Source organism: Pseudomonas sp. NMI760_13, assembly GCF_021283245.1.
GTDB classification, from domain to species: domain Bacteria; phylum Pseudomonadota; class Gammaproteobacteria; order Pseudomonadales; family Pseudomonadaceae; genus Aquipseudomonas; species Aquipseudomonas peradeniyensis.
Map to the genome: position 1 here is coordinate 129563 of NZ_JAJSRC010000013.1, position 24143 is coordinate 153705.

The 24143-nt window shown below is 67.6% G+C and carries 3 protein-coding genes; all 3 read right to left on the bottom strand.

The features are described 5' to 3' along the window. Nucleotide 1: 1 nt before the first annotated feature. From LU671_RS29445 to LU671_RS15700, 3 genes are read right to left on the bottom strand one after another with little or no spacing between them, the layout of a single operon-like run. Nucleotides 2-9673 (bottom strand): amino acid adenylation domain-containing protein, encoded by a 9672-nt coding sequence (locus LU671_RS29445; RefSeq protein ID WP_332880080.1) that lies wholly within the window; start codon nucleotides 9671-9673, stop codon nucleotides 2-4. A 15-nt stretch (nucleotides 9674-9688) separates the two neighbouring features. Further along, a complete protein-coding gene (locus LU671_RS15695) occupies nucleotides 9689-20641 on the bottom strand; it encodes a non-ribosomal peptide synthetase (RefSeq protein WP_232856156.1) in 10953 nt (3650 codons plus the stop codon). Continuing rightward, the gene (locus LU671_RS15700) at nucleotides 20638-24042 is read right to left on the bottom strand and encodes a non-ribosomal peptide synthetase (RefSeq protein ID WP_232856157.1); all 3405 of its coding nucleotides are present in this window, start codon (nucleotides 24040-24042) and stop codon (nucleotides 20638-20640) included. Before LU671_RS15700 ends, LU671_RS15695 begins: the two co-directional genes overlap by 4 nt. Nucleotides 24043-24143 lie beyond the last annotated feature (101 nt).

Sequence of the window (24143 nt, forward strand, 5' to 3'; positions counted from 1 at the left end):
CTCAGACGCCCGCCATTTCATTCATCATTCTTTCGATATCGGACAAGCCGTCCTCGCTCAACGACAGGCCGGTGGAGGCACAGGCCTGGGCAAAATCATTCAATTGCGGTTTCTCGAATAGCAGGCGCAACGGGATGTCGATCCCCAGGCCCGAGTTGATCTTGGAAATCAGCTGGGCCGCCAGCAGCGAATGCCCGCCCAGCTCGAAGAAGTCATCCATCAGGCCCACCCGCTCGACCTCCAGCACCTCGGCCCAGAGCGCCGCCAGCTGCTGTTCCAGCTCGCTGACCGGGGCCACGTAGGCCGACTGCGCCTGACGGGTATCGGGGGCCGGCAGCGCCTTGCGGTCGAGCTTGCCGTTGGGCAGCAGCGGCATGCGTTCAAGCAGCACCAGGTACATCGGCACCATGTAGTCCGGCAGGCTGGCGCCCAGGTGCGCCTTCAGTTCGGCGCGCAGGCCAGCGTCCTCCTCGGGCATCGCGTCGGGCACCAGGTAGGCGGCCAGCTGCTTGCCGCCCGGGCCGTCGATATCGACCACCAGCACTTCGCGCACCGCCGGGTGCTCGCGCAGGCGCGCCTCGATCTCGCCCAGTTCGATGCGGAAGCCGCGGATCTTCACCTGGTGGTCGATGCGCCCGGCGTACTCGACCACACCCTGCTCACGGTAACGCGCCAGGTCGCCGGTGCGGTACAGGCGGGCACCCGGCGTGGTGGCGAACGGGTCGGGGATGAAGCGTTCGGCGGTCAGCCCCGGGCGGTTGTGATAACCGCGAGCGAGCAGCTCGCCACCCACCAGCAGTTCGCCGATGGCCCCCGGCAGGGCCAGGTCACCGTCGGCATCCACTAGGTGGATCGAGCGGCCGGCCAGGGCCTTGCCGATCGGAATCTGCACCGGCAGGGGCTGCTCGCCGGTGACATAGGCGCTGCAGTCATGGCTCATGACGCTGACGGTGGCCTCGGTCGGCCCGTAGGTGTTGAGCAGGCGCACATGGCCAAGCCCGGCCTGTTGCCAGGCCAGCACGGCGTCGGCGGCCATGGCCTCGCCGCCCATGTGGATCTGGCGCAGCACGCCGTAGTCACGCGGCCCCTTGGCCGCGAAGTCCTTGGCCAGCAGGTGCCAGTAGGCGGTCGGCAGGTCGGCGAAGGTGATGCCTTGGGTTACCACTTCGCGGTAGAAGGTCTCGCTGTCCCACAGCGTCGGGCCGCGCACCACCACGCTGGCGCCGCAGATCAGCGCCGGGTACAGCTGCTCGACGAAGGCGTCGAAGTTGAAGGTGGAGAACTGCAGCACCCGGTCGGCCGCCGACAACCCGCAGAAGCCCTTGGCGACATGGGCGTGCCGGCTCAGGGCGGCGGCGCTGATGCCCACGCCCTTGGGGCGGCCAGTGGAGCCGGAGGTGTACATGATGTACGCCAGGTTGTCGGGGTCGCCCAGTTCAGGCAGCGCATGGTTCGGCCAGGCGTCGAGCGGTTCGCTGTCCAGGCACAGGCAGCGTACCTGCGGCGCCACCGCCAGGCCTTGCAACTGCGTGCTGTGGCCAAGCAGCAGGACGATGCCGCTGTCCTCCATCATGTAGGCCAGGCGCTCGTGCGGGTAGTCGGGGTCCAGCGGTACATAGGCGCCGCCGGCCTTGAGCACCGCCAGCAGGCCGACCACCATGTCCAGGCTGCGCGGCAGGGCGATGCCGACGCGCACGTCCGGGCCGATGCCTTCCTCGCGCAGGCGGTGGGCCAGCTGGTTGGCGCGCTGGTCCAGGGCCTGGTAGCTGAGCTGCTGCCCTTCGCAGATCAGCGCCGTGGCCTGCGGCGTGCGCGCGGCCTGGTCGGCGATCAACTGCTGCACGGTGCGCTGGTCGGGGTAGACCGCCTCGTGTCGGCTCCATTGCTCAAGGATGGTCTGGCGCTGCGCCGCGTCCAGCAGCGGCAGCTCGACGATGCGCTGGGCCGGCTGGGTGCTGACCGCCTGCAGCAGGTTGAGCCAGTGCGCGGCCATGCGCTCGATGGTGGCGTGCTCGAACAGGTCGCTGACGTAGGTCAGGGTCGCACCCAGGCCATCCTCGCTTTCGAAGGTGTCCAGGGCCAGGTCCAGGTGTGCCGTTGGATTGCCCCAGCTCAGGCCTTCGATGCTCAAGCCCGGCAACTCGCGCGCCTGATCCGAGCGCTGGGCCTGGTGGTTGAACATCACCTGGAACAGCGGGTTGTGGCTCAGGCTGCGCTCTGGCTGCAGCGCCTCGACCAGTTGCTCGAACGGCAGGTCCTGGTGGGCCTGGGCCTGCAGCGCGGTGTGCTTGACCTGCTGCAGCAGCTCGCTGAAGGTCGTGTGCAGCTCGAACTGCGCCTTGAGCACCTGGGTGTTGACGAAGAAGCCGATCAGCCCTTCGGTCTCGGCCCGGGTGCGGTTGGCGATCGGCACGCCGACGCGGATGTCGGCCTGCCCGGTCTGGCGATGCAGCAGGCTCTGGAACGAGGCCAGCAGCAGCATGAACAACGTCACCCCTTGCTGGCGCGCCTGGGCCTTCAGGGCCTGGACCAACGGCGCCGGCACCTCGATGGCGAGGCTGCGTCCGGCGTGGCTCTGCACGGTGGGACGCGGGTGATCGGTGGGCAGTTGCAGCACATAGTGCTCGCCGCCCAGCTGGGCCAGCCAGTAATCGAGCTGGCGGGCCTGCTCGCCGGCCGCCATCCATTGGCGCTGCCAGGCGGCATAGTCGGCGTACTGCACGGCCAGGGCCGGCAGCTCGGGTTGGCGGCCCTGGCTCAAGGCCAGGTAGGCGCTCACCACCTCATCGACCATGATCGGCATCGACCAGCCATCGGCGACGATATGGTGCAGGGTCAGCACCAGCACATGCTCGTCCTCGGCCAGGCGCAGCAGGCGTACCCGCAGCAGCGGCCCCTGGGTCAGGTCGAAGGGGCGCTGGATCTCGCGGGCCACGCGTTCGCGGACCGCCTCGGTGGAGGTGTCCTGCAGCGACTCCATCACCAGGGTGAAGGTCGTGGGCACCTGGATATGCTGTAGTGCCTCGCCACCCCGTTGCTCGAAGGTGGTGCGCAGGCTCTCATGCCGCGCGACCAGGGCTTCGAAGGCCTGGCGCAGCGCCTCCAGGTTGATCCGGCCCTTCAGTTGCAGGGCTGCGGGGATATGGTAGGCGGCGCTTTCAGGCTCCAGCTGCCAGAGGAACCACTGGCGTTGCTGGGCGTAGGACAGCCGCAGCGGTTGGTTGCGATCCACAATCGTGAATGCCGGCGCCTGGCTGGCCGAACCCTGGCCGGCAGCCTGGGCGAAAGCCTGCAGGTCGGCGGACTCGAACAGGCTGCGCAGCGGGACTTCCAGGTCCAAGCGCTGGCGGATGCGCGAGGTTACCTGGGTGGCCAGCAGCGAGTGACCGCCGAGCTCGAAGAAGTTGTCGTGTAGACCCACCTGCTCGACCTTCAGCACTTCGCTCCAGATCGCCGCCAGCTGTTGCTCCAGCTCCGTGCGTGGCGCCACGTAGCCTTGTTGCAGTTGGCTTGCGTCCGGCTTGGGCAGGGCCTTGCGGTCCAGCTTGCCGTTGGCCGTCAGCGGCCACTGCTCCAGCACCAGGAAGTGCGTCGGAACCATGTAGTCCGGCAGGTTGGTTTTCAGGTGCTGCTTCAGCGTGTCACGCAGCGTTGCGTGATCGGCGGATGGATCCTGAGCGATCAGATAGGCAGCCAGTTGCTTGCCCCCTGCCCCGTCGATATCCAGCACCAGCACTTCGCGCACGGCAGCGTGCTCTTGCAGGCGTGCCTCGATCTCGCCCAGTTCGATACGGAAGCCACGGATCTTCACCTGATGGTCGATCCGGCCCACGTATTCGATCACCTCCTGGCCGCGATAACGGGCCAGGTCGCCGGTGCGGTACAGACGTCCGCCTTCACTGGAGAACGGATCCGGCACGAAGCGTTCGGCAGTCAGCGAAGCGCGGTTGTGGTAACCGCGGGCCAGGCCGGCATGGCCAACGTGCAGCTCGCCCGTGCAGCCCTTGGCCACCGGGTTGAAGTCGGCATCCAGTACATACATCGACAGGTCCGGGATCGCCGCACCGATCGGGCTGCCCGGCTGTTGCGTATCGGCAAAGCGGATTGGCCGATAGGTCACGTGGACCGTGGTCTCGGTGATGCCGTACATGTTGATCAGGTTGTCGCAGTCCTCGCCGAAACGCTCGAACCACGGTTGCAGTGCAGCAACGTCCAAAGCCTCGCCACCGAAGATCACGTAGCGCAGTGCCAGATCATCAGCGCTGTCACAGGCCACTCGCATCAGCGGCTTGAACGCCGACGGGGTCTGGTTAAGCACGGTCACGCCCTGCTCCACCAGCAGTTGGTGGAAGTCTTCCGGCGAACGCGTGGTTTCACGCGGCACGATCACCAAACGACCACCGTGCAGCAGCGCGCCGAAGATCTCCCACACGGAGAAGTCGAAGGCGTAGGAGTGGAACAGCGTCCATACATCCTGCGGGCCGAAGCCGAACCAGGCATCGGTGGCCTTGAACAGGCGCAACAGGTTGTGGTGCGGCAGCAGCGTGCCTTTCGGCTTGCCGGTGGAGCCCGAGGTGTAGATGACGTAGGCCAGATTGTCCGGCTGCGTCAGGTGATCAGGGTTCTGATCGCTGTAGCCAGCCAGATCGTCTTCCAGCTTCAGGCTGCGGACCTGCGTCGGCACGGGCAGATCGGCCAGCAGGTGACCTTGTGTCAGCAGCAGTTGAATGCCGCTGTCTTCCATCATGTAGCTCAGGCGGTCCTGCGGATACTCCGGATCCAGTGGCACATAGGCGCCCCCGGCCTTGAGGATCGCCAGCAGGCCAACGATCATCTCGAAGCCGCGCTCCACGCCGATGCCCACCAGCACATCCGGCCCCACGCCCTGCTCGCGCAGCTTGTGGGCCAGGCGGTTGGCGCGGCGGTTGAGCTGGTCGTAGCTCAGCGCCTGCCCGGCGAAGGCCACGGCGATCGCCTCAGGCGTACGTGCCGCCTGCGCCTCGATCAGCACATGAGCGCACTCGGCGCTTGGATAACGCTGCACATCCGCTTGCAGCTCGACCAGCTCGGCCGCATCGAGCAACGGCAACTGCGCCACGCGCTGGCCGCTGTCCTGGCAGATGCCCTGCAGCAGGTTGCGCCAGTACCCGCCCAGACGCTCGGCCGTGGCCGGGTCGAACAACGCGGTGGCATAGCTCAGGATGGCGTTCAACCCGGTGCTGTGTTCGACCGTGTTGAGCACCAGGTCGAACTGGGTGGTACGGTCTTCCCAGTCCAGCCCCTCGATCCGCAGCCCGGCCAGCTCCTGGGCCGTGCCGGGGTTTTCCGTCTTGTGGTTGAACAACACCTGGAACAGCGGGCTGTGGCTCATGCTGCGCTCGGGCTGCAGCGCCTCGACCAGCTGCTCGAACGGCAGGTCCTGGTGCGCCTGGGCCTGCACGGCGGTCTGGCGGACCTGTTGCAGCAGCTCGGCGAAAGTGGTGCGCAGGTCGAAGCGGGCGTCGAGCACCTGGGTGTTGACGAAGAAGCCAATCAGGCCCTCGGTCTCGGCCCGGTTGCGGTTGGCCACCGGCACGCCGACGCGCACCTGCGATTGACCACTGAGACGGTGCAGCAGTGTCTGGAACGAGGCCAGCAGCAGCATGAACAGGGTCACGCCCTGTTGCCGTGCGGTAGCCTTGAGGGCCTCGACCAGCTCGCGCTCCAGACGGATGTCCAGGCGGGCGCCGGCGTGGTTCTGCTGCAGGGGCCGCGGACGGTCGGTCGGCAGCTCCAGCAACGGTTGCTCATCACCCAGCTGTCGGCGCCAGTAGTCGAGCTGGCGAGCCTGCTCGCCGGCTTCCATCCACTGGCGCTGCCAGGCCGCATAGTCGGCGTACTGGAACGCCAGGGCCGGCAGTTGCGGGGCAATGCCCTGACAATGAGCGGCATACAGGCGCACCACTTCATCGACCATGACCGGCATCGACCAGCCGTCGGCGACGATATGGTGCAGGGTCAGCACCAGCACATGCTCGTCGGCGGCCAGGCGCAGCAGGCGGGCGCGCAGCAGCGGGCCGTGCTCCAGATCGAATGGCTGGGCGGTTTCCTCGACGATACGTGCCTGCAGGGCTTCGGCGCTGACCGTTTCGACAGCCAGGTCGAAGTCGCTGGCCAGGTGGATGCGCTGACAGGCTTGGTCGCCTTCCTGATGGAAGGTGGTGCGCAGGGTTTCATGACGAGCAATCAGCGCGGCGAAGCTGCTGCGCAGGGCCTCGATGTTCAGCTCGCCCTTCAGGCGCAGGGCCGAAGGGATGTTGTAGGCGGCGCTGTCCGGCTCCAACTGCCAGAGGAACCACTGGCGTTGCTGGGCGTAGGACAGCGGCAGCGGCTGGCTGCGGTCCACGACAGTAAACGCCGGCGCCTGGCTGGCCGAACCTTGGCCTGCGGCCTGGGCAAAGGCCTGCAGGTCGGCGGACTCGAACAGGCTGCGCAGCGGGACTTCCAGCTCCAAGCGCTGGCGGATCCGCGAGGTCACTTGGGTGGCCAGCAACGAATGGCCGCCGAGTTCGAAGAAGTTGTCGTGCAGGCCGACCTGCTCGACCTTCAGCACTTCGCTCCAGATCGCGGCCAGTTGTTGCTCCAGCTCCGTACGTGGGGCCACGTAGCCTTGTTTCAGCTGGCTGGCGTCCGGTTTCGGCAGGGCCTTGCGGTCCAGCTTGCCGTTGGCGGTCAGCGGCCACTGTTCCAGCACCAGGAAATGAGTCGGAACCATGTAGTCCGGGAGGTTGGCTTTCAGGTGCTGTTTCAGCATGTCACGCAACGCTGCGTGGTCTGCATTTTCGTCTTGAGCGATCAGGTAAGCCGCCAGTTGCTTGCCCCCTGCCCCGTCGATATCCAGCACCAGCACTTCGCGCACGGCGGCATGTTCTTGCAGGCGCGCCTCGATTTCGCCCAGTTCGATACGGAAGCCGCGGATCTTCACCTGATGGTCGATCCGGCCCACGTACTCGATCACCTCCTGGCCGCGATAACGCGCCAGGTCGCCGGCCCGGTACAAACGTCCACCTTCGCTGGAGAACGGATCCGGTACGAAGCGTTCGGCGGTCAGCGAGGCACGGTTGTGGTAACCGCGCGCCAGACCGGCGTGGCCGACGTGCAGCTCACCCGTGCAACCCTTGGCCACCGGATTGAAGTCGGCATCCAGCACGTACATCGACAGGTCCGGGATCGCCGCACCGATCGGGCTGCCCGACTGCTGGGTGTCGGCGAAGCGAATCGGCCGGTAGGTCACATGGACCGTGGTCTCGGTGATGCCGTACATGTTGATCAGGTTGTCGCAGTCCTCGCCGAAACGCTCGAACCACGGTTGCAACGCCGCCACATCCAGGGCTTCGCCGCCGAAAATCACGTAACGCAGCGCCAGATCGGCAGAGCTGTCACAAGCCACCCGCATCAGCGGTTTGAACGCCGACGGGGTCTGGTTCAGCACGGTCACGCCCTGCTCCACCAGCAACTGGTGGAAGTCTTCAGGCGAACGCGTGGTTTCACGCGGCACGATCACCAGACGACCACCATGCAGCAGCGCGCCGAAGATCTCCCACACGGAGAAGTCGAAGGCGTAGGAGTGGAACAGCGTCCATACATCCTGCGGACCGAAGCCGAACCAGGCATCGGTCGCCTTGAACAGGCGCAGCAGGTTGTGGTGCGGCAGCAGCGTGCCTTTCGGCTTGCCGGTCGAGCCCGAGGTGTAGATGACGTAGGCCAGATTGTCCGGCTGAGTCAGGTGCGCAGGGTTCTCATCGCTGTAGCCAGCCAGATCGTCTTCCAGCTTCAGGCTGCGGACCTGCGTCGGCACGGGCAGATTCGCCAGCAGGTGACCTTGCGTCAGCAACAGTTGAATACCGCTGTCTTCCATCATGTAGCTCAGGCGGTCCTGCGGGTATTCCGGATCCAGCGGCACATAGGCGCCACCCGCCTTGAGGATCGCCAGCAGGCCGACGATCATCTCGAACCCGCGCTCCACGGCGATGCCCACCAGCACATCCGGCCCCACGCCCTGCTCACGCAGCTTGTGCGCCAGGCGGTTGGCACGGCGGTTGAGCTGGTCGTAGCTCAGCGCCTGCCCGGCGAAGGTCACGGCGACCGCCTCAGGCGTACGTGCCGCCTGCGCCTCGATCAGCTCATGGGCACAAGCCGTGCCTGGATATTGCTGCACATCAGCTTTCCACTCGCCCTGCTCTGCCACATCGAGCAACGGCAACTGCGCCACACGCTGCGCGTGGTCCTGGCAAATGCCCTGCAACAGGTTGCGCCAATGCCGGCCGATGCGCTCGACCGTGGCCGGGTCGAACAGCGAGGTGGCGTAGGTCAGTGCCGCGATCAGCCCGCCGTCGTGTTCGGCGGTGTTGAGGATCAGGTCGAACTGGGTGGTCTGCCCTTCCCAGCTCAAGCCCTCGACCTGCAGCTCGCCGAGCTGACGGGCCATGCCCGGGCTTTCGGCCTGGTGGTTGAACAGCACCTGGAACAGCGGGTTGTGGCTCATGCTGCGCTCGGGCTGCAGCGCCTCGACCAGTTGCTCGAACGGCAGGTCCTGATGCGCCTGGGCCTGCAGCGCGGCCTCGCGGACCTGCTGCAGCAACACGGTGAAGGTGATCTGCGGCGCGAACTCGGCCTTGAGCACCTGGGTGTTGACGAAGAAGCCGATCAGCCCCTGGGTTTCGGCCCGGGCACGGTTGGCCACCGGCACGCCGACACGGATATCGGCCTGGCCGCTGTAACGGTGCAGCAGCGTCTGGAACGACGCCAGCAACAGCATGAACAGGGTCACCCCCTGCTGACGCGCCAAGGCCTTGAGCGCCTGGGCCAGGGAGGCATCGATATCGATGGCCAGCCGCGCGCCGTGGAAGTTCTGCACCGACGGCCGCGGACGGTCGACGGGCAGCTCCAGCAGCGGCTGCTCGCCGGCCAGCTGCTGGCGCCAGTAGCCGAGCTGACGCTCCTGCTCGCCCGCCTCCATCCAGTCGCGCTGCCACAGCGCGTAGTCGGCATACTGGATCGGCAGCTCGGCGAGGGTCACCGGCGAGCCCTGGCGCAAGCCTTGGTAAAGACGGATCAGCTCGTCCACCAGGATCGGCGTGGACCAGCCATCGGAGACGATATGGTGCACGGTGAGGATCAGCACATGCTCTTCAGGCCCCAGCACCAGCAGCCTGACCCGCAGCAGCGGGCCCTGTTGCAGGTCGAAGGGTTGCTGCACCTCGGCCTCCACCCGCGCGCGGATGGCCGCTTCCAGATTCGCCGGATCGGCAACCGCGAACGGCTCAACCGCCAATGCCAGCGGCAAGGGCGGATGGACGACCTGCACCGCGCCGTCACCCTCCTGGCGGAAGGTGGTGCGCAGGGTCTCGTGGCGCGCCACCAGGCTGTCGAAGCTGCGCTGCAACGCCTCGATATCCAGCGCGCCCTTGAGCCGCAGCGCCGCCGGAATGTTGTAGGCGGCGCTGTGCGGATCGAGCTGCCAGAGGAACCACTGGCGCTGCTGTGCGTATGAAAGCGCTGCCCCGTGCGCAGAATCCCTTCTGAAGATCGGGGTGACCCCGTAGAGGTTGACACCCTGGCGCTTGAGCAAGGCTGCCAATGCCTTGCGCTCCCTGGTGGACAGCGACTTTACGGAGTCGAGCAGCTCTTGCACTTTGAATGTCTCCCGCTAAGCGATCAGATTATCTATTTCCTGTGCAGTAAGACGTTTCAAGGCCTCCAGGGATTTAGTCAGTTCGTCATGGGCGTTGGCGACCTGCCCCGACTTGCGTTCGACCACCTGGCTGAAATCGGCCAGGGTGGCCTGCTCGAACAGCTCGTTCAGGCTCAGGTCGACGCCCAGTTGCTCGCGCACCCGGCCGATCACCTGGACAATCAGCAACGAGTGCCCACCCAGGTCGAAGAAGTTGTCCTGCAGCCCCACCCGCTCGACATGCAGCACCTCGGCCCAGATCGCCGCCAGCTTGCGCTCCAGCTCCGTGACCGGCGCCACATGGGCCGGCTGCAGCTGGCTGGCGTCCGGCAGCGGCAGGGCCTTGCGGTCCAGCTTGCCGTTGGGGGTCTGCGGCATGCGCGCCAGGCCCACCAGGTGGCTCGGCACCATGTAGTCCGGCAGCCCGGCCTTCAGGTGCGCGCGCAGCTCGCCGCGCAGCGCTTCCACGCCTTGCTGCGCGTCGTGCAGCACCAGGTAAGCCGCCAGCTGTTTGCCGGTCGGGCCGTCGATATCGATCACCGCGGCCTCGCGGATCGCCGGGTGCAACAGCAGGCGCTCCTCGATTTCGCCCAGCTCGATGCGGAAGCCACGGATCTTCACCTGGTGGTCCAGGCGCCCGACATACTCGATCACGCCGTCGTCGCGGTAGCGGGTCAGGTCGCCGGTGCGGTACAGGCGCGCGCCCGGCTCGCTGGCGAACGGATCCGGCACGAAGCGCTCGGCGGTGAGGCCCGGACGGTTGTGGTAGCCCCGCGCCAGGCCATCGCCGCCGATCAGCAGCTCGCCGCGCGCGCCTTGCGCCAACACGTCGAGCTCGTCACTGACCACGTGCAGGCGGGTGTTGGCCAGCGGACGGCCCAGCCACACATCGTCGCTGGCGGTCAGGTAGTGGCAGGCCGACCAGATGGTGGTCTCGGTCGGGCCGTAGACGTTCCACACATGCCCGGCCTGGGCAATCAGGCGCTGGGCCAGCTCGGCGCTCAGCGCCTCGCCGCCGCACAGCACCTTCTTGCCGGCGAAGGCACCGGGCGCCGCAGCATCCAGCAGCATGCGCCAGGTCGATGGCGTGGCCTGGACGACGCTGACCGCCTGGGCGTGGATCACCGCCATCAGGGCCTGCGGGTCCTTGTTCACCTGCTCGCCCAGCAGCACCACGCTGGCGCCGCGCAGCAACGGCAGGTACAGCTCAAGGCCGGCGATGTCGAACGACAGCGAGGTCAGCGACAGCACCTTGTCCTGGGCGTCGATGCCCGGCTGGCGCGCCATGCTGCACAGGAAGTTGACCAGCGCGTCGTGGCGGATGGTCACGCCCTTGGGCTTGCCGGTGGAGCCGGAGGTGTAGATCACGTACGCGAGGTTTTCCGGCAGTGCCAGCTGGCGCGGATTGTCCCCGCCGTGCTCGGCTGGCAGCGGCTGGTCCAGGCACAGGCTGTGCACCTGCGGCGGAATCGGCAGGCGCTGCAGCAGGCTGGACTGGGTCAGCAGCAGCGGGATGCCGCTGTCCTCCATCATGTAAGCCAGGCGGTCCTCGGGGAACTGCGGGTCCAGCGGCACATAGGCGCCACCAGCCTTGAGTACCGCCAGCAGGCCGACCAGCATGTCAAGGCTGCGCTCCACGGCGATCCCCACCAGCACATCGGGGCCGACGCCCAGGCTGCGCAGGTGATGGGCCAGGGCGTTGGCGCGACGGTTAAGCTGCTCATAGCTCAGCGACTGCTCGCCCAGCACCGCAGCGATGGCCTGCGGCGTGCGTGCGGCCTGCACCTCGATCAACTGCTGGACGGTCTGCCCGCGTGGATAGTCGGCGGCGCTGTCATTCCAGGCGTGCAGGGTGCGCTCGCGCTCCTCGCGGCTCAGCAGCGGCAGTTCGGCAACCCGCTGCCCGGCGTCCTGGCAGATGCCCTGCAACAGGTTGCGCCAGTGCTCGGCCATGCGCGCCACGCTGGCGGCCTCGAACAGGCTGGTGGCGTAGGTCAGGGTCGCGCTCAGGCCGCCTTCGTGCTCGGCGGTGTCCAGGGTCAGGTCGAACTGCGCGGTCTGCTTGTCCGAGACCAGACCCTGCAGGCTGAGGCCCGCCAGCTCGCGGGATTCGCCCAGCACCTGGGTCTGGTGGTTGAACATCACCTGGAACAGCGGGCTGTGGCTCAGGCTGCGCTCCGGCTGCAGGGCCTCGACCAGTTGTTCGAAGGGCAGCTCCTGGTGCGCCTGGGCGCCCAGGGCGGTGTGCTTGACCTGTTGCAGCAATTCGTCGAAGCGCAGTTGCGGCTGGAAGCGGGCATCCAGTACCTGGGTGTTGACGAAGAAGCCGATCAGCCCTTCGGTCTCGGCCCGGGTGCGGTTGGCCACCGGCACGCCGACGCGGATGTCGGCCTGACCGGAATGACGATGCAGCAAGGCCTGGAACGACGCCAGCAGGAGCATGAACAGGGTCACGTCCTGTTGCCCGGCCAGCGCCTTGAGCTGGGCAACCAGGCCCGGCTCCAGGCTCACCTGCAGGCGAGCGCCGTCGTATTGCTGCACGGCGGGACGCGGGTGGTCGGTGGCCAGCTCGAGGATCGGCTGGCTGCTGCCCAGGCGCGCTTGCCAGTAGTCCAGCTGGCGCTGTTGCTCGCCAGCCTCCATCCACTGGCGCTGCCAGGCGGCGTAGTCGGCGTACTGGAACGCCAGGGCCGGCAGCTGCGGGGCCTTACCCTGCAGATGGCTTTCATAGCCGCGCACCAGTTCATCGACCATGATCGGCATCGACCAGCCGTCGGCGACGATATGGTGCAGGGTCAGCACCAGCACGTGGTCGTCGGCGGCCAGGCGCAGCAAGCGGGCGCGCAGCAGCGGACCGTGCTCGAGGTTGAACGGCTCGCGCACCTGGGCCTCGACCCAGGCCTGTAGCGCCGTCTCATCCAGGGCAGCCGACGCGACCTGCAGCGGAACATCGAGCGTCGGGTGCACCACCTGTTCGGCACTATCGCCCTGCTGCCTGAAGGTGGTGCGCAGGGTTTCGTGACGGGCGATCAGCGCGGCGAAGCTGCTGCGCAGGGCCTCGATGTTCAGCTCGCCCTTCAGACGCAGGGCCGAAGGGATGTTGTAGGCGGCGCTGTCCGGCTCCAGCTGCCAGAGGAACCACTGGCGTTGCTGGGCGTAGGACAACGGCAGCGGCTGGCTGCGGTCCACGACAGTGAACGCCGGCGCCTGGCTGGCCGAACCCTGGCCGGCAGCCTGGGCGAAGGCCAGCAGGTCGGCGGACTCGAACAGGCTGCGCAGCGGGACTTCCAGCTCCAAGCGCTGGCGGATCCGCGAGGTCACTTGGGTGGCCAGCAACGAGTGGCCACCGAGCTCGAAGAAGTTGTCGTGCAGACCCACCTGCTCGACCTTCAGCACTTCGCTCCAGATCGCGGCCAGTTGTTGTTCCAGCGCCGTGCGTGGCGCCACGTAGCCTTGTTGCAGTTGGCTGGCGTCCGGCTTCGGCAGGGCCTTGCGGTCCAGCTTGCCGTTGGCCGTCAGCGGCCACTGGTCCAGCACAAGGAAGTGGGTCGGGACCATGTAGTCCGGCAGGTTGGCTTTCAGGTGCTGTTTCAGCGTGTCACGCAATGCTGCGTGGTCTGCATTTTCGTCTTGAGCGATCAGGTAAGCCGCCAGTTGCTTGCCCCCTGCCCCGTCGATATCCAGCACCAGCACTTCGCGCACGGCGGCATGTTCTTGCAGGCGTGCCTCGATTTCGCCCAGTTCGATACGGAAGCCACGGATCTTCACCTGATGGTCGATCCGGCCCACGTATTCGATCACCTCCTGGCCGCGATAACGGGCCAGGTCGCCGGTGCGGTACAGACGTCCGCCTTCGCTGGAGAACGGATCCGGTACGAAGCGTTCGGCGGTCAGCGAGGCACGGTTGTGGTAACCGCGCGCCAGGCCGGCGTGGCCGACGTGCAGCTCGCCCGTGCAGCCCTTGGCCACCGGATTGAAATCGGCGTCCAGCACATACATCGACAGGTCCGGGATCGCCGCACCGATCGGGCTACCCGCCTGTTGCGTATCGGCAAAGCCGATTGGCCGGTAGGTCACGTGGACCGTGGTCTCGGTGATGCCGTACATGTTGATCAGGTTGTCGCAGTCCTCGCCGAAACGTTCGAACCACGGTTGCAGCGCGGCCACATCCAGGGCTTCACCACCGAAGATCACGTAGCGCAGCGCCAGATCGGCAGTGCTGTCACAGGCCGCCCGCATCAGCGGCTTGAAAGCCGACGGGGTCTGGTTCAGCACGGTGACACCCTGCTCCACCAGCAGTTGGTGGAAGTCTTCCGGCGAACGCGTGGTTTCACGCGGCACGATCACCAAACGACCACCGTGCAGCAGCGCGCCGAAGATCTCCCACACAGAGAAGTCAAACGCGTACGAGTGGAACAGCGTCCATACATCCTGCGGACCGAAGCCGAACCAGGCGTCGGTCGCCTTGAACAGGCGCAGCAGGTTGTGGTGCGGCAGCAGCGTGCCTTTCGGCTTGCCGGTCGAGCCCGAGGTGTAGATGACGTAGGCCAGATTGTCCGGCTGAGTCAGGTGCGCGGGATTCTCCTCGCTGTAGCCAGCCAGGTCGTCTTCCAGCTTCAAGCTACGCACCTGCGCCGGCACGGGCAGATTCGCCAACAGGTGACCTTGCGTCAGCAGCAGTTGAATGCCGCTGTCTTCCATCATGTAGCTCAGGCGATCCTGCGGGTATTCCGGATCCAGTGGCACATAGGCGCCCCCTGCCTTGAGGATCGCCAGCAGGCCGACGATCATCTCGAAGCCACGTTCCACGGCGATACCCACCAGCACATCCGGCCCCACGCCCCGCTCGCGCAGCCTGTGCGCCAGGCGGTTGGCACGGCGGTTGAGCTGGTCGTAGCTCAGCGCCTGCCCGGCGAAGGTCACGGCGATCGCCTCAGGCGTACGCACCGCCTGCGCCTCGATCAACTCATGGGTGCAAGCCGTGCTCGGATAGCTGGCCACTACCTGCTGGTCTTCCACCGGCAGGCTGAGCGCACCCAGTGCACGCTGAGCGTCAGCCGCCAACTGCGCAAGCAGGTGCTGGAAGTGCCCCGCCAACTGGTCGATGGCCTGTTCGCTGAAGCACTGGCGATCGAAACTGAAGCTCGCCTCCAGGCGCTCACCCACTTGCACCACCAGGGTAAGCGGGTAGTTGGTCTGCTCCTGGTTGAGCACCTCGCCGAACTGCAGACCCTGCGGCGCGCCCTGTTGCAGCGCCTCGGACACCGGGTAGTTCTCGAAGACCAGAATGTTGTCGAACAGCGCCTCGCCGCTCCAGCCAGCCCAGCGCTGGATCTCGTACAGCGGCGTGTGCTCGTGCTCGCGCAAGGCCAGGTTCAGCGCCTGGACCTGCTGCACCCACTCGCCCACGGTCTGTTCCGGGCGCGGGCTGGCGACCACCGGCAAGGTGTTGATGAACAGCCCCAGCTGCTCCTCGACACCCGGCAACTCCGCCGGGCGACCGGCCACGGTGGCACCGAAGGTCACGCTGGCCTGGCCGGTGTAGCGCTGCAACAGCAGCAGCCAGGCGGCCTGGACCAGGGTGTTGAGGGTAACGCGCTGGTCCCGGGCGAAGTCCGCCAGCTGCCGGGTCTGCTGCGCCTCGAAACGCAGCGCCAGGACGCCATGGCCCTGCCCCTGGGCCGAGGACTTGAACGCCTGGACCAGACGGGTCGGTTCTTGCAAATCGGCCACCTGCCCCCGCCAGAAGGTTTCGCTGGCCTGCTGGTCCTGGCCTTGCAGCCACTGGATATAGTCGCGATAACGGCTGGTCTTGCCGCCCGGCGTCGCGCCGCTGTAGCGCTGCAGCACTTCGCCCAGCAAGCGCGAGCTGCTCCAACCGTCCATCAGGATATGGTGGCTGGTGTAGATCAGGTGATGACTGTCATCGCCTGTGCGGATCAGCGTCAGGCGCAGCAGCGGACCGCTGGCCAAGTCGAAACCGGCCTGGCGCTCGGCCTGGGCCACGGCATCCGGATCCTGGGACTGGTCGAGCTCGACGAAAGGCACCTGCACCTGGCGCCGTACCACCTGCACCGGTGCCGGCAGATCCTGCGGGAAGCAGCTGCGCAGCACTTCGTGGTTGTCCACCACCGCCTGCCAGGCCGCACGGAAGCGCGCCATGTCCAGCCCGCGCACATCCACGCGCAACTGGTTGATGTAGTTGCCCGCCGCCTGCTCGTAGAGGCTGTGGAACAGCATGCCCTGCTGCATCGGCGACAGCGGGTAGAGGTCCTCGATTTCCCCGGCCGCCAGCGGCAGGCCGTCCAGTTGCGCCTGGGTCAGCTCGGCCAGCGGGAAGTCCGATGGCGTGACGCCCTGGTGCGGCGCCTGGGCGCAGTGCTCGACCAGCTCGGCCAGCACCTGCTCGTAGCGGCGCGCCAGGGCCTCGATGGTCTCGGGACGGAACACCTCGCGGCTGAAGCTCCAGTCCAGCTCCAGCTCGCCCTGGTAGACCTGCCCGGTGATACCGAGCCAGTTGCCCAGCGGGCTGTCCATATCCTGGGTAGCACCGCTGGCCTCGCTGGCCGGAGTGAACAGCGCGCCCTCGGCCTCGGCGAAGCTGCCGTCGAACTGCCCCAGGTAGTTGAAGGTCACCCGTGGCTGCGGCAATACCGCCAGGCGCGCGCGCAGGTCGGGCTCGCCGAGGTAGCGCAGCACGCCGTAGCCGATGCCTTTGTTCGGCACCGCACGTAACTGCTCCTTGACTGCGCACAATCCCGCGCCCAGCCCATGAGCTGGCGTCAGGCGTACCGGGAACAGGCTGCTGAACCAGCCCAGGGTGCGGCTTAGGTCCAGTTCCGGGAACAGGTCCTCGCGGCCATGGCCTTCCAGCTGGATCAGCACCGATTTCTCTTCGGTCCAGTCGCACAGCACCCGCGCCAGGGCCGCCAGCAGCAGGTCGTTGACCTGGGTGCGGTAGGCGGCGGGCGCCACCTGCAGCAGCTTGCGGGTCAGCGCGGTGTCCAGGCGCGACGAGGCATGGGCGACGTGACGGTTGGTCTGGGCGCCCGACGGATTGTCCCGTGGCAATTCATCGCCAGCGGCTGCGAGGCCGTCCAGCCAGTAATCGGCTTCGGCCAGCAGTTCGGGGCTGCGGGCATAGGCGCCAAGGCGCTCGGCCCAAGCCTTGAGCGAACTGCTCTTGGCCGCCAGCGCCAGCGGCTTGCCCGCGACCAGGGCCGTGTAGGCCAGTTGCAGGTCTTCCAGCAGCACACGCCAGGACACACCGTCGACCACCAGGTGGTGGATCACCAGCAGCAAACGCTGCTGGCCTTCGGGCAGGTCGACCAGCAGCGCTCGCAGCAGCGGCCCTTTGGCCAGGTCGAGGCTGCGTTGGGCCTGCTCGGCCAGGGCCGGCAGCTCGGCCATCTCGTTCAACTTACGAACCCAGAGCATGTCGTCGGCCTTGCCAGCCTGAAACTCGGCCTGCCAGGTATCGCGCTGGGAGAAGCGCAGGCGCAGTGCGTCGTGTTGGTCGACCAGCGCCTGCAACGCGCCCGTCAGACAGTCGGCGCGCAGCGGCTGGGTCGGTTTGAGCAGCAAAGCCTGGTTCCAATGCTGGCGCTCAGGGATGTCGGTTTCGAAGAAGCGCGCCTGGATCGGCAACAACGCCAGCGTGCCGCTGACCTGCTCGACCGCCGCTGCCTTTTTCTCGATGCGTTTGGCCACCGCCGCCAGCTGGCCGATGGTCTGTTTCTCGAACAATTGCTTGGGGCTGAGCTTGATGCCCTGGCGCTTGGCCCGGGCGATGATCTGCAGGCTGAGGATCGAGTCGCCGCCCAGTTCGAAGAAGTTGTCGGTACTGCCGACCTGGTCGAGCTTGAGCACCTCGGCCCAGATCGCCGCCAGGGCCTGCTCGATCTCGCCGACTGGCGCTGTGTACTGGCGCCGGGCGACACCCGGTGCCAGCAGCGCGCGCTTGTCGAGCTTGCCGTTGGCGGTCAGCGGCAGGCGCTCCAGGAGCAGGATCTGTGATGGCACCATGTAGTCCGGCAGGCGGTCCTGCAATTGCTGGCGCAAGGCTTCACCCTGCAGCCCCTGCCCCACGCACCAGCCCACCAGTTGCAGGCGGGTCTCGTCACCGTCCACCGGCTGGGCCAGGACCACCGCTTCTGCGACCCCGTCCAGCCCCAGCAGCACCCGCGCCACTTCGGCTGGTTCGACACGATAACCGCGCACCTTGACCTGGTCGTCGGCGCGACCGATGAATTCCACCTGGCCCGCACGGTTGCGCCGCACCCGGTCGCCGCTGCGGTACAGGCACTGGCCAGGCCGCGTCGGGTCCGGCACGAAGCGTTCGGCGGTCAGGCCCGGCTGACCGAGGTAACCCTGGGCCACGCTGGCACCGCCGATATACAGCTCGCCCGCGACCTGGTCGGCGATCGGGTTGAGCACATCGTCGAGCAGCAGCACATGGGCGCCCGGCAGGGCCGTGCCCACCGGCACGGCGCGGGCCTCGGCGGCGAGGGTCGTGACCTCATGGGTCAGCACGCCGACCGTGGTCTCGCTCGGGCCATAGTGGTTGATCAGGCGGCAGCCCGGCTTGAGCCGGCGCACCTGCTCCACCAGGGCGGGCGTGCAGGCCTCGCCACCGACGATCAGCGCCTGCTCGGGCAGCACATCGGCGGGGTTGCCGGCCTGTAGCAGCGCCGCCAGGTGGCCAGGGACGATCTTCAGTACGCCAACCCGGTGTTCGGCCATGTAGCGGGCGAAGGCGTCCGGGTCGAAGCCCAGCGCCTCGGGCAGCACATGCAGCAGGCGCCCGGCGCACAGGGCGCCGAACAGCACGGTGTGGCCCAGGTCGGCGGCGATGGTCGAGACCAGCGCCATACTCGCCTCCGGTGCTGGCGCCAGGCGCTTGAGCAGGCCGGCGACATAGCTGGCCAGGGCGCCATGACTGACCAGCACGCCCTTGGGCTGGCCGGTGGAGCCGGAGGTGTGGATCACATAGGCCGGCGATTCGGCCCACAGCGTGATGGCCGGCGCGCTGGCCGGCAGGTCCTGCCATTGTTCGGGCACATAGCCCACGGTCAGGCGATCGGCGGCGGCCAGGCTGGTCAGGCGCGCATCGCCGGCGGCGCACAACAGCACCTTGGCCTGCGCCGCATCGAGCATCTGCCGCAGACGCGCTTCAGGCGCCTTGGTGTCCAACGGCATGTACACGGCGCCGGCCTTGAGAATGCCGAGCATGCAGGTCAGCCAGTCCAGCGAACGCTCCATCAGCACCGCCACCGGCTGGCCGCGGGTCACGCCCTGGCGTTGCAGGTGGTGAGCCAGACGGTTGGCAGCCTGGTCCAGGGCGGCGAAGCTCAGGCTGTGCTCCAGGCTACGGGCGGCGAGCGCCTCGGGCTGCCGACGCACCTGCTCCTGCCATTGCTCCACTACCAGTACCGGCGCCTCGCGCTCCGGCGCCTGCCCGGCACGCAGCGGCGCGGCCAGGCGATGCAGCGGCAGCTGCGGCGCGTCGAGCAACTGGCCCAGCAGCTCGATGAACGCCGGGATGAACGCCTCGACCGTGGCGCGCTGGTAGAGGTCGCTGGCGAAGGTCATCTCGCCGTGGATCAGCTGGCCGTCGTCGGTGATGTCCAGCGCCAGGTCGAAGTGGGTGCCGACCTTGTCCAGCGGGTACTCGGCGACGCTCAGGCCCGGCAGGGCCAGCGAGCGCTGGCGTTGCATGCCGACGTTCTGGTTGAACTTGACCTGGAACAGCGGGTTGTGGCCCAGGTTGCGCTCCGGCACCAGTGCGTCCACCAGTTGCTCGAACGGCAGTTCCTGGTGCGCCTGGGCGCCAAGCACCGCCTCGCGCACCTGGGCCAGCAGGTCGTCGAAGCTCAGGCGCTCGTCCACCTGGCAGCGCAGCACCTGGGTGTTGACGAAGAAACCGATCAGCCCCTCGACCTCGGCGCGGCCGCGGTTGGCGTTGGGCACGCCGATGCGGATATCACGCTGCCCGGCCTGGCGCGAGAGGAACAGCGAGAAGCCCGCCAGCACCAGCATGAACAGGGTCATGCCCTGGGCGCGGGCGTAGCCGCCCAGGCGTCGGGACAGCTCGGCGCCGAAGTCGAAGCTCAGGGTCTGGCCGTCGAAGCTCTGGGTCAGCGGGCGGGCATGGTCAGCGGCCACCTCCAGCAGCGGCTGCTCCTCGCCCAGCTGCTGGCGCCAGTAGCCGAGCTGGCGCTCGCCCTCCCCGGCCTCCAGCCAACTGCGCTGCCAGATCGCATAGTCGGCGTACTGCACCTCCAGCGCCGGCAACTGCGGTGCCTGCCCCTGGCTGAAAGCCTGGTAGCTGTGCACGAACTCCTTGACCATCACATCCATCGACCAGCCGTCGGAGACGATGTGGTGCATGCTCACCAGCAGCACATAGTCCTCGGCCGCCAGCCGGTACAGGCTGGCGCGCAGCAGCGGCCCGTGCAGCAGGTCGAAGGGCTGGTGGCTGGCCTCGCGCACCTGCGTGGCCAGCTCGGCCTCGCGCCGGTCGCTGGCGACACCGGTGAGATCGACCTGCGCCAGGGGTACGGCCTGGGTCGCGAGGATCACCTGGCGCGGCTGTTCGCCATCGACCTGGAACACCGTGCGCAGCGCCTCGTGGCGCGCCACCAGGTGCTCGAACGAGCGCTGCAGGGCCGCCACGTCGAGCCGGCCGCTCAGGCGCAGGCCGGCCGCCATGTTGTAGGCCGCGCTGTGTGGCTCCAGCTGCCAGAGGAACAGCAGGCGCTGCTGAGCGAAGGACAGGGGGATGCTGGCAAAGTCGTGACGCGACTCGACCACCGGCAACAGGCTGAAGTCCTTGCCGTCCTCGCGCAGCTTGGCGAGGAACTGCCGGCGCTGCTCCAGGGGCAGGCTGACGAACCGTTTTGCAATGCGTACCGCCATGTTGCCACTCATGCCTCAACCCCTTCCAAGGAACTCATGAACGCGTCCATATCCGACCAGTCGTCATCTTTATCACCGCCCTCCAGACGGCCCAGCTCGGCGGCCAGGTCGCCCAGCGCCGGGTGTTCGAACAGGCTGCGCAACGGCAGCACCAGGCCCAGTTGGTCCTTGATCCGCGCCAATACCTGGGCGGCCAGCAACGAGTGCCCGCCCAGCTCGAAGAAGTGATCATCCAGGCCGACCTTGGTCACGCCCAGCACCTGTATCCAGATCTGCGCCAGCTGCTGCTCGATGGCGCTCTGCGGCGCCCGATACTCAGCCTGTAATGCACTGGGGTCCGGTGCCGGCAGGGCCTTGCGGTCGAGCTTGCCGCTGGGCGTCAGGGGCAGGCGCGGCAACAGCAACAGGTGGCCGGGCACCATGTATTCGGGCAGGCGCGCCTTGAGCAGGCTGCGCACCTGCTGGCGGAAACGCGCCTGTTCGGCGGCATCCTGCTCGCCAGCGTCGGGCACTACATAGGCGACCAGTTGCAGGCCGCCGGTCATCGGCAGGGCCAGCACCACCGCTTCGCGAACGCCCGGGCACTGCTGCAGGCGCGCCTCGATCTCGCCGAGCTCGATGCGGAAACCCCGGACCTTGACCTGGTGATCGACACGGCCGATGTACTCGATGGCGCCGTCAGCGCCCAGGCGCGCACGGTCGCCGGTGCGGTACAGGCGCTCGCCATGGGCGAACGGGTCGGCGACGAAGCGCTGGGCGCTCAGCGCCGGTTGACCGTGGTAGCCACGGGCCAGGCCCGGGCCGCCGATGTACAGCTCGCCCACGGCGCCCTGCGGCAGCAGTTCGAGGTCATCGTCGAGGATGTACAGCCGGCGCTGCGCCAGGCCCTGGCCGATGGGGATGCCGCGCCAGGACACCGCCTCGTGGCCGAGCCCGGTGCAGTCGTGGATGGTCGAGACCACCGTGGCCTCGGTCGGGCCATAGGTGTTGAGCAGGCGCACATGACCCAGCCCGGCCAGTTGCCACAGGCGCAACCCGTCCACCGCCATCGCTTCGCCGCCGACGTGGATCTGGCGCAGCGCGCCGTAGTTGGCCGGTGGACGCGCCGCGAAGTCTTGCACCAGCCAGTACCAGTAGGCAGCCGGCAGGTCGGCCAGGGTCACGCCGTGGCTGATCAGCACCTCATGCAGGGCGGCGCTGTCCCACAGGCGGGTATCGCGCAGCACCACGCAGGCGCCGTGGCACAGCGGCGGGAAGAACTGCTCGACGAAGCCGTCGAAGCTGCTGGTGGCGAACTGCAGGACGCGGTCGCCTTCGCGCAGGTCGCTGTAGTCGATGGCGCGGGCGATGAACTCACTCAGGGCGCCGTGACTGATGGCCACGCCCTTGGGTCGGCCGGTGGAACCGGAGGTGTAGATCACATAGGCCAGGTTGTCGCGCGTGACGGTCAACGCCAGGTCGTCCGCCGACTCATCGTCCAGCGCCAACTGATCCAGGCACAGGCAGCGCAGCCCATCCTGCGCCGGCAGGCCGGGTAACTGGGCGGTGGTGGTCAGCAGCCATTGCAGGCCGCTGTCCTCGAAGACATGGCCCAGGCGTTCGGCCGGGGCCTGCAAATCCAGCGGCACATAGGCGCCGCCGGCCTTGAGCACGGCCAGCAGGGCCACGGCCAGGTCCAGCGAGCGATCCAGGGCCACGCCCACCAGCACATCGGGGCCGACGCCCTGATGGCGCAGGTGATGGGCAAGGCGATTGCTGCGGGCATTGAGTTCGGCATAGCTCATGGATGGCGCCGCGGCGCCGTCGGCCAGGATCAATGCCAATGCCTCGCCGCTACGGGCGGCCTGGGCTTCGAACAGCCGTTGCACCGGTACCAGCGACGACACCTCGGCCACCGGGCACAGCAGCGCCTGGCGCTCGGCCTCGGCCAGCAGCGGCAACTCGCCCAGGCGCTGGCGCGGTGCCTGGCAGACCGCGCGCAGCAGGTTGCGCCAGTGCCCGGCCAGGGCGGCGATGGTGGCTTCGTCGAAGAGGTCGGTGGCATAGGTGAAGGCGACGAACAGCTGCTCGCCCTCCTCCCGGGTGTCGAGCATCAGGTCGCTGGTGGCGGCATGCTGGCGGCGGCTGCCGGCCAGCTGCTCGGCGCTCAGGTAGCCCACGCGCAGGCCGCAGTCCAGACGCACGTCATTGAGGTCGGTGACCAGCGGCTGGTGGTTGAACATCACCTGGAACAGCGGCGTATGGCTCTGGCTGCGCTGGGGCTGCAGGGCTTCGATCAGCGCGTCGAACGGCAGGTCCTGGTGCGCCTGGGCGCCGACGGAGGCCTGGTGCAGGCTGCGCAGCAGGTCGCTGAACGGCGTCTGCGCGGTGAACTGGCTGCGCAGCACCTGGGTGTTGACGAAGAAGCCGACCAGCCCTTCGGTCTCGCTGCGGTTGCGGTTGGCGATCAGGCCGCCGACACGGATGTCGGTCTGGCCGCTGTAGCGGTACAGCAGGGTCTTGAACACGGCCAGCAGTACCGTGGACAGGGTCACGCCGTGCTGCTGGGCCAACTGCTTGAGATCCTCGCGCAGGCCCGCGTCGAGCATCAGCTCCAGACGCTCGCCGAGGTGGCTGGGCTGGGCCGGGTAAGGCCGGTCGGTCGGCAGCTCCAGCAACGGGTGCTCTTCACCCAGCTGCTCGCGCCAGTAGTCCAGCTGGCGCTCGCGCTCGCCGGCCTCCAGCCAGCTGCGCTGCCACAGCGCATAGTCGCGATAGTGCACCTTGAGCTCCGCCAGCTGCGGCTCGCGCCCCGCCACAAGGGCGTCGTAGCTGCGCATGAATTCGTCGATCAGGATGTTCATCGACCAGCCGTCGGCGATGATGTGGTGCAGGGTCAGCAACAGCACGTGTTCCTGGGGCGCCAGGCGCAACAGGGCGATGCCGAACAGCGGCCCGCCTTCGAGGTCGAAGGCCTGGGTGGCCTGGGCAGCCATCTGCTGGTGCGCGCGCTCCCAGCGCGTGGTTTCGGGCAAGTCGGCCAGGTCGAACAGCTGGATGCTCACCGGCGCAGGCTCCGCCACCCGCTGCAACGCCCGCTCGCCGTCCTGGGCGAAGGTGGTGCGCAGGCATTCGTGGCGGGCGACCAGCAGGCTGAACGCCCGCTCCAGCGCCTCGACCTGCAGCTCGCCGTCGAGGCGCACGGCCATCGGCAGGTTGTAGGCGGCGCTGTGGGGTTCCAGCTGCCAGAGGAACCACATGCGCTGCTGGGCGTAGGACAGGCCGTCGCGCTCGCTCAGACCGGCACAGGACGACATGGGCAGCTGCGCGAAATCGATACCCTCGCGTCGCATCCCTTCGAGGAACAAGCGGCGCTTGTCCAGGGGCAACTCGATGAAACGGCGGGAAAGTTTCTGGGCGTCTGCGGCATTCATGTGTGAGGTCCTTGCTGATCGGCGGCGCGACCGGAAGGTCCGGGCGCATCAACAAGAACGAATGGGCGGGGGGATGATTTAGCGAGGGGCTCGACGCGGGA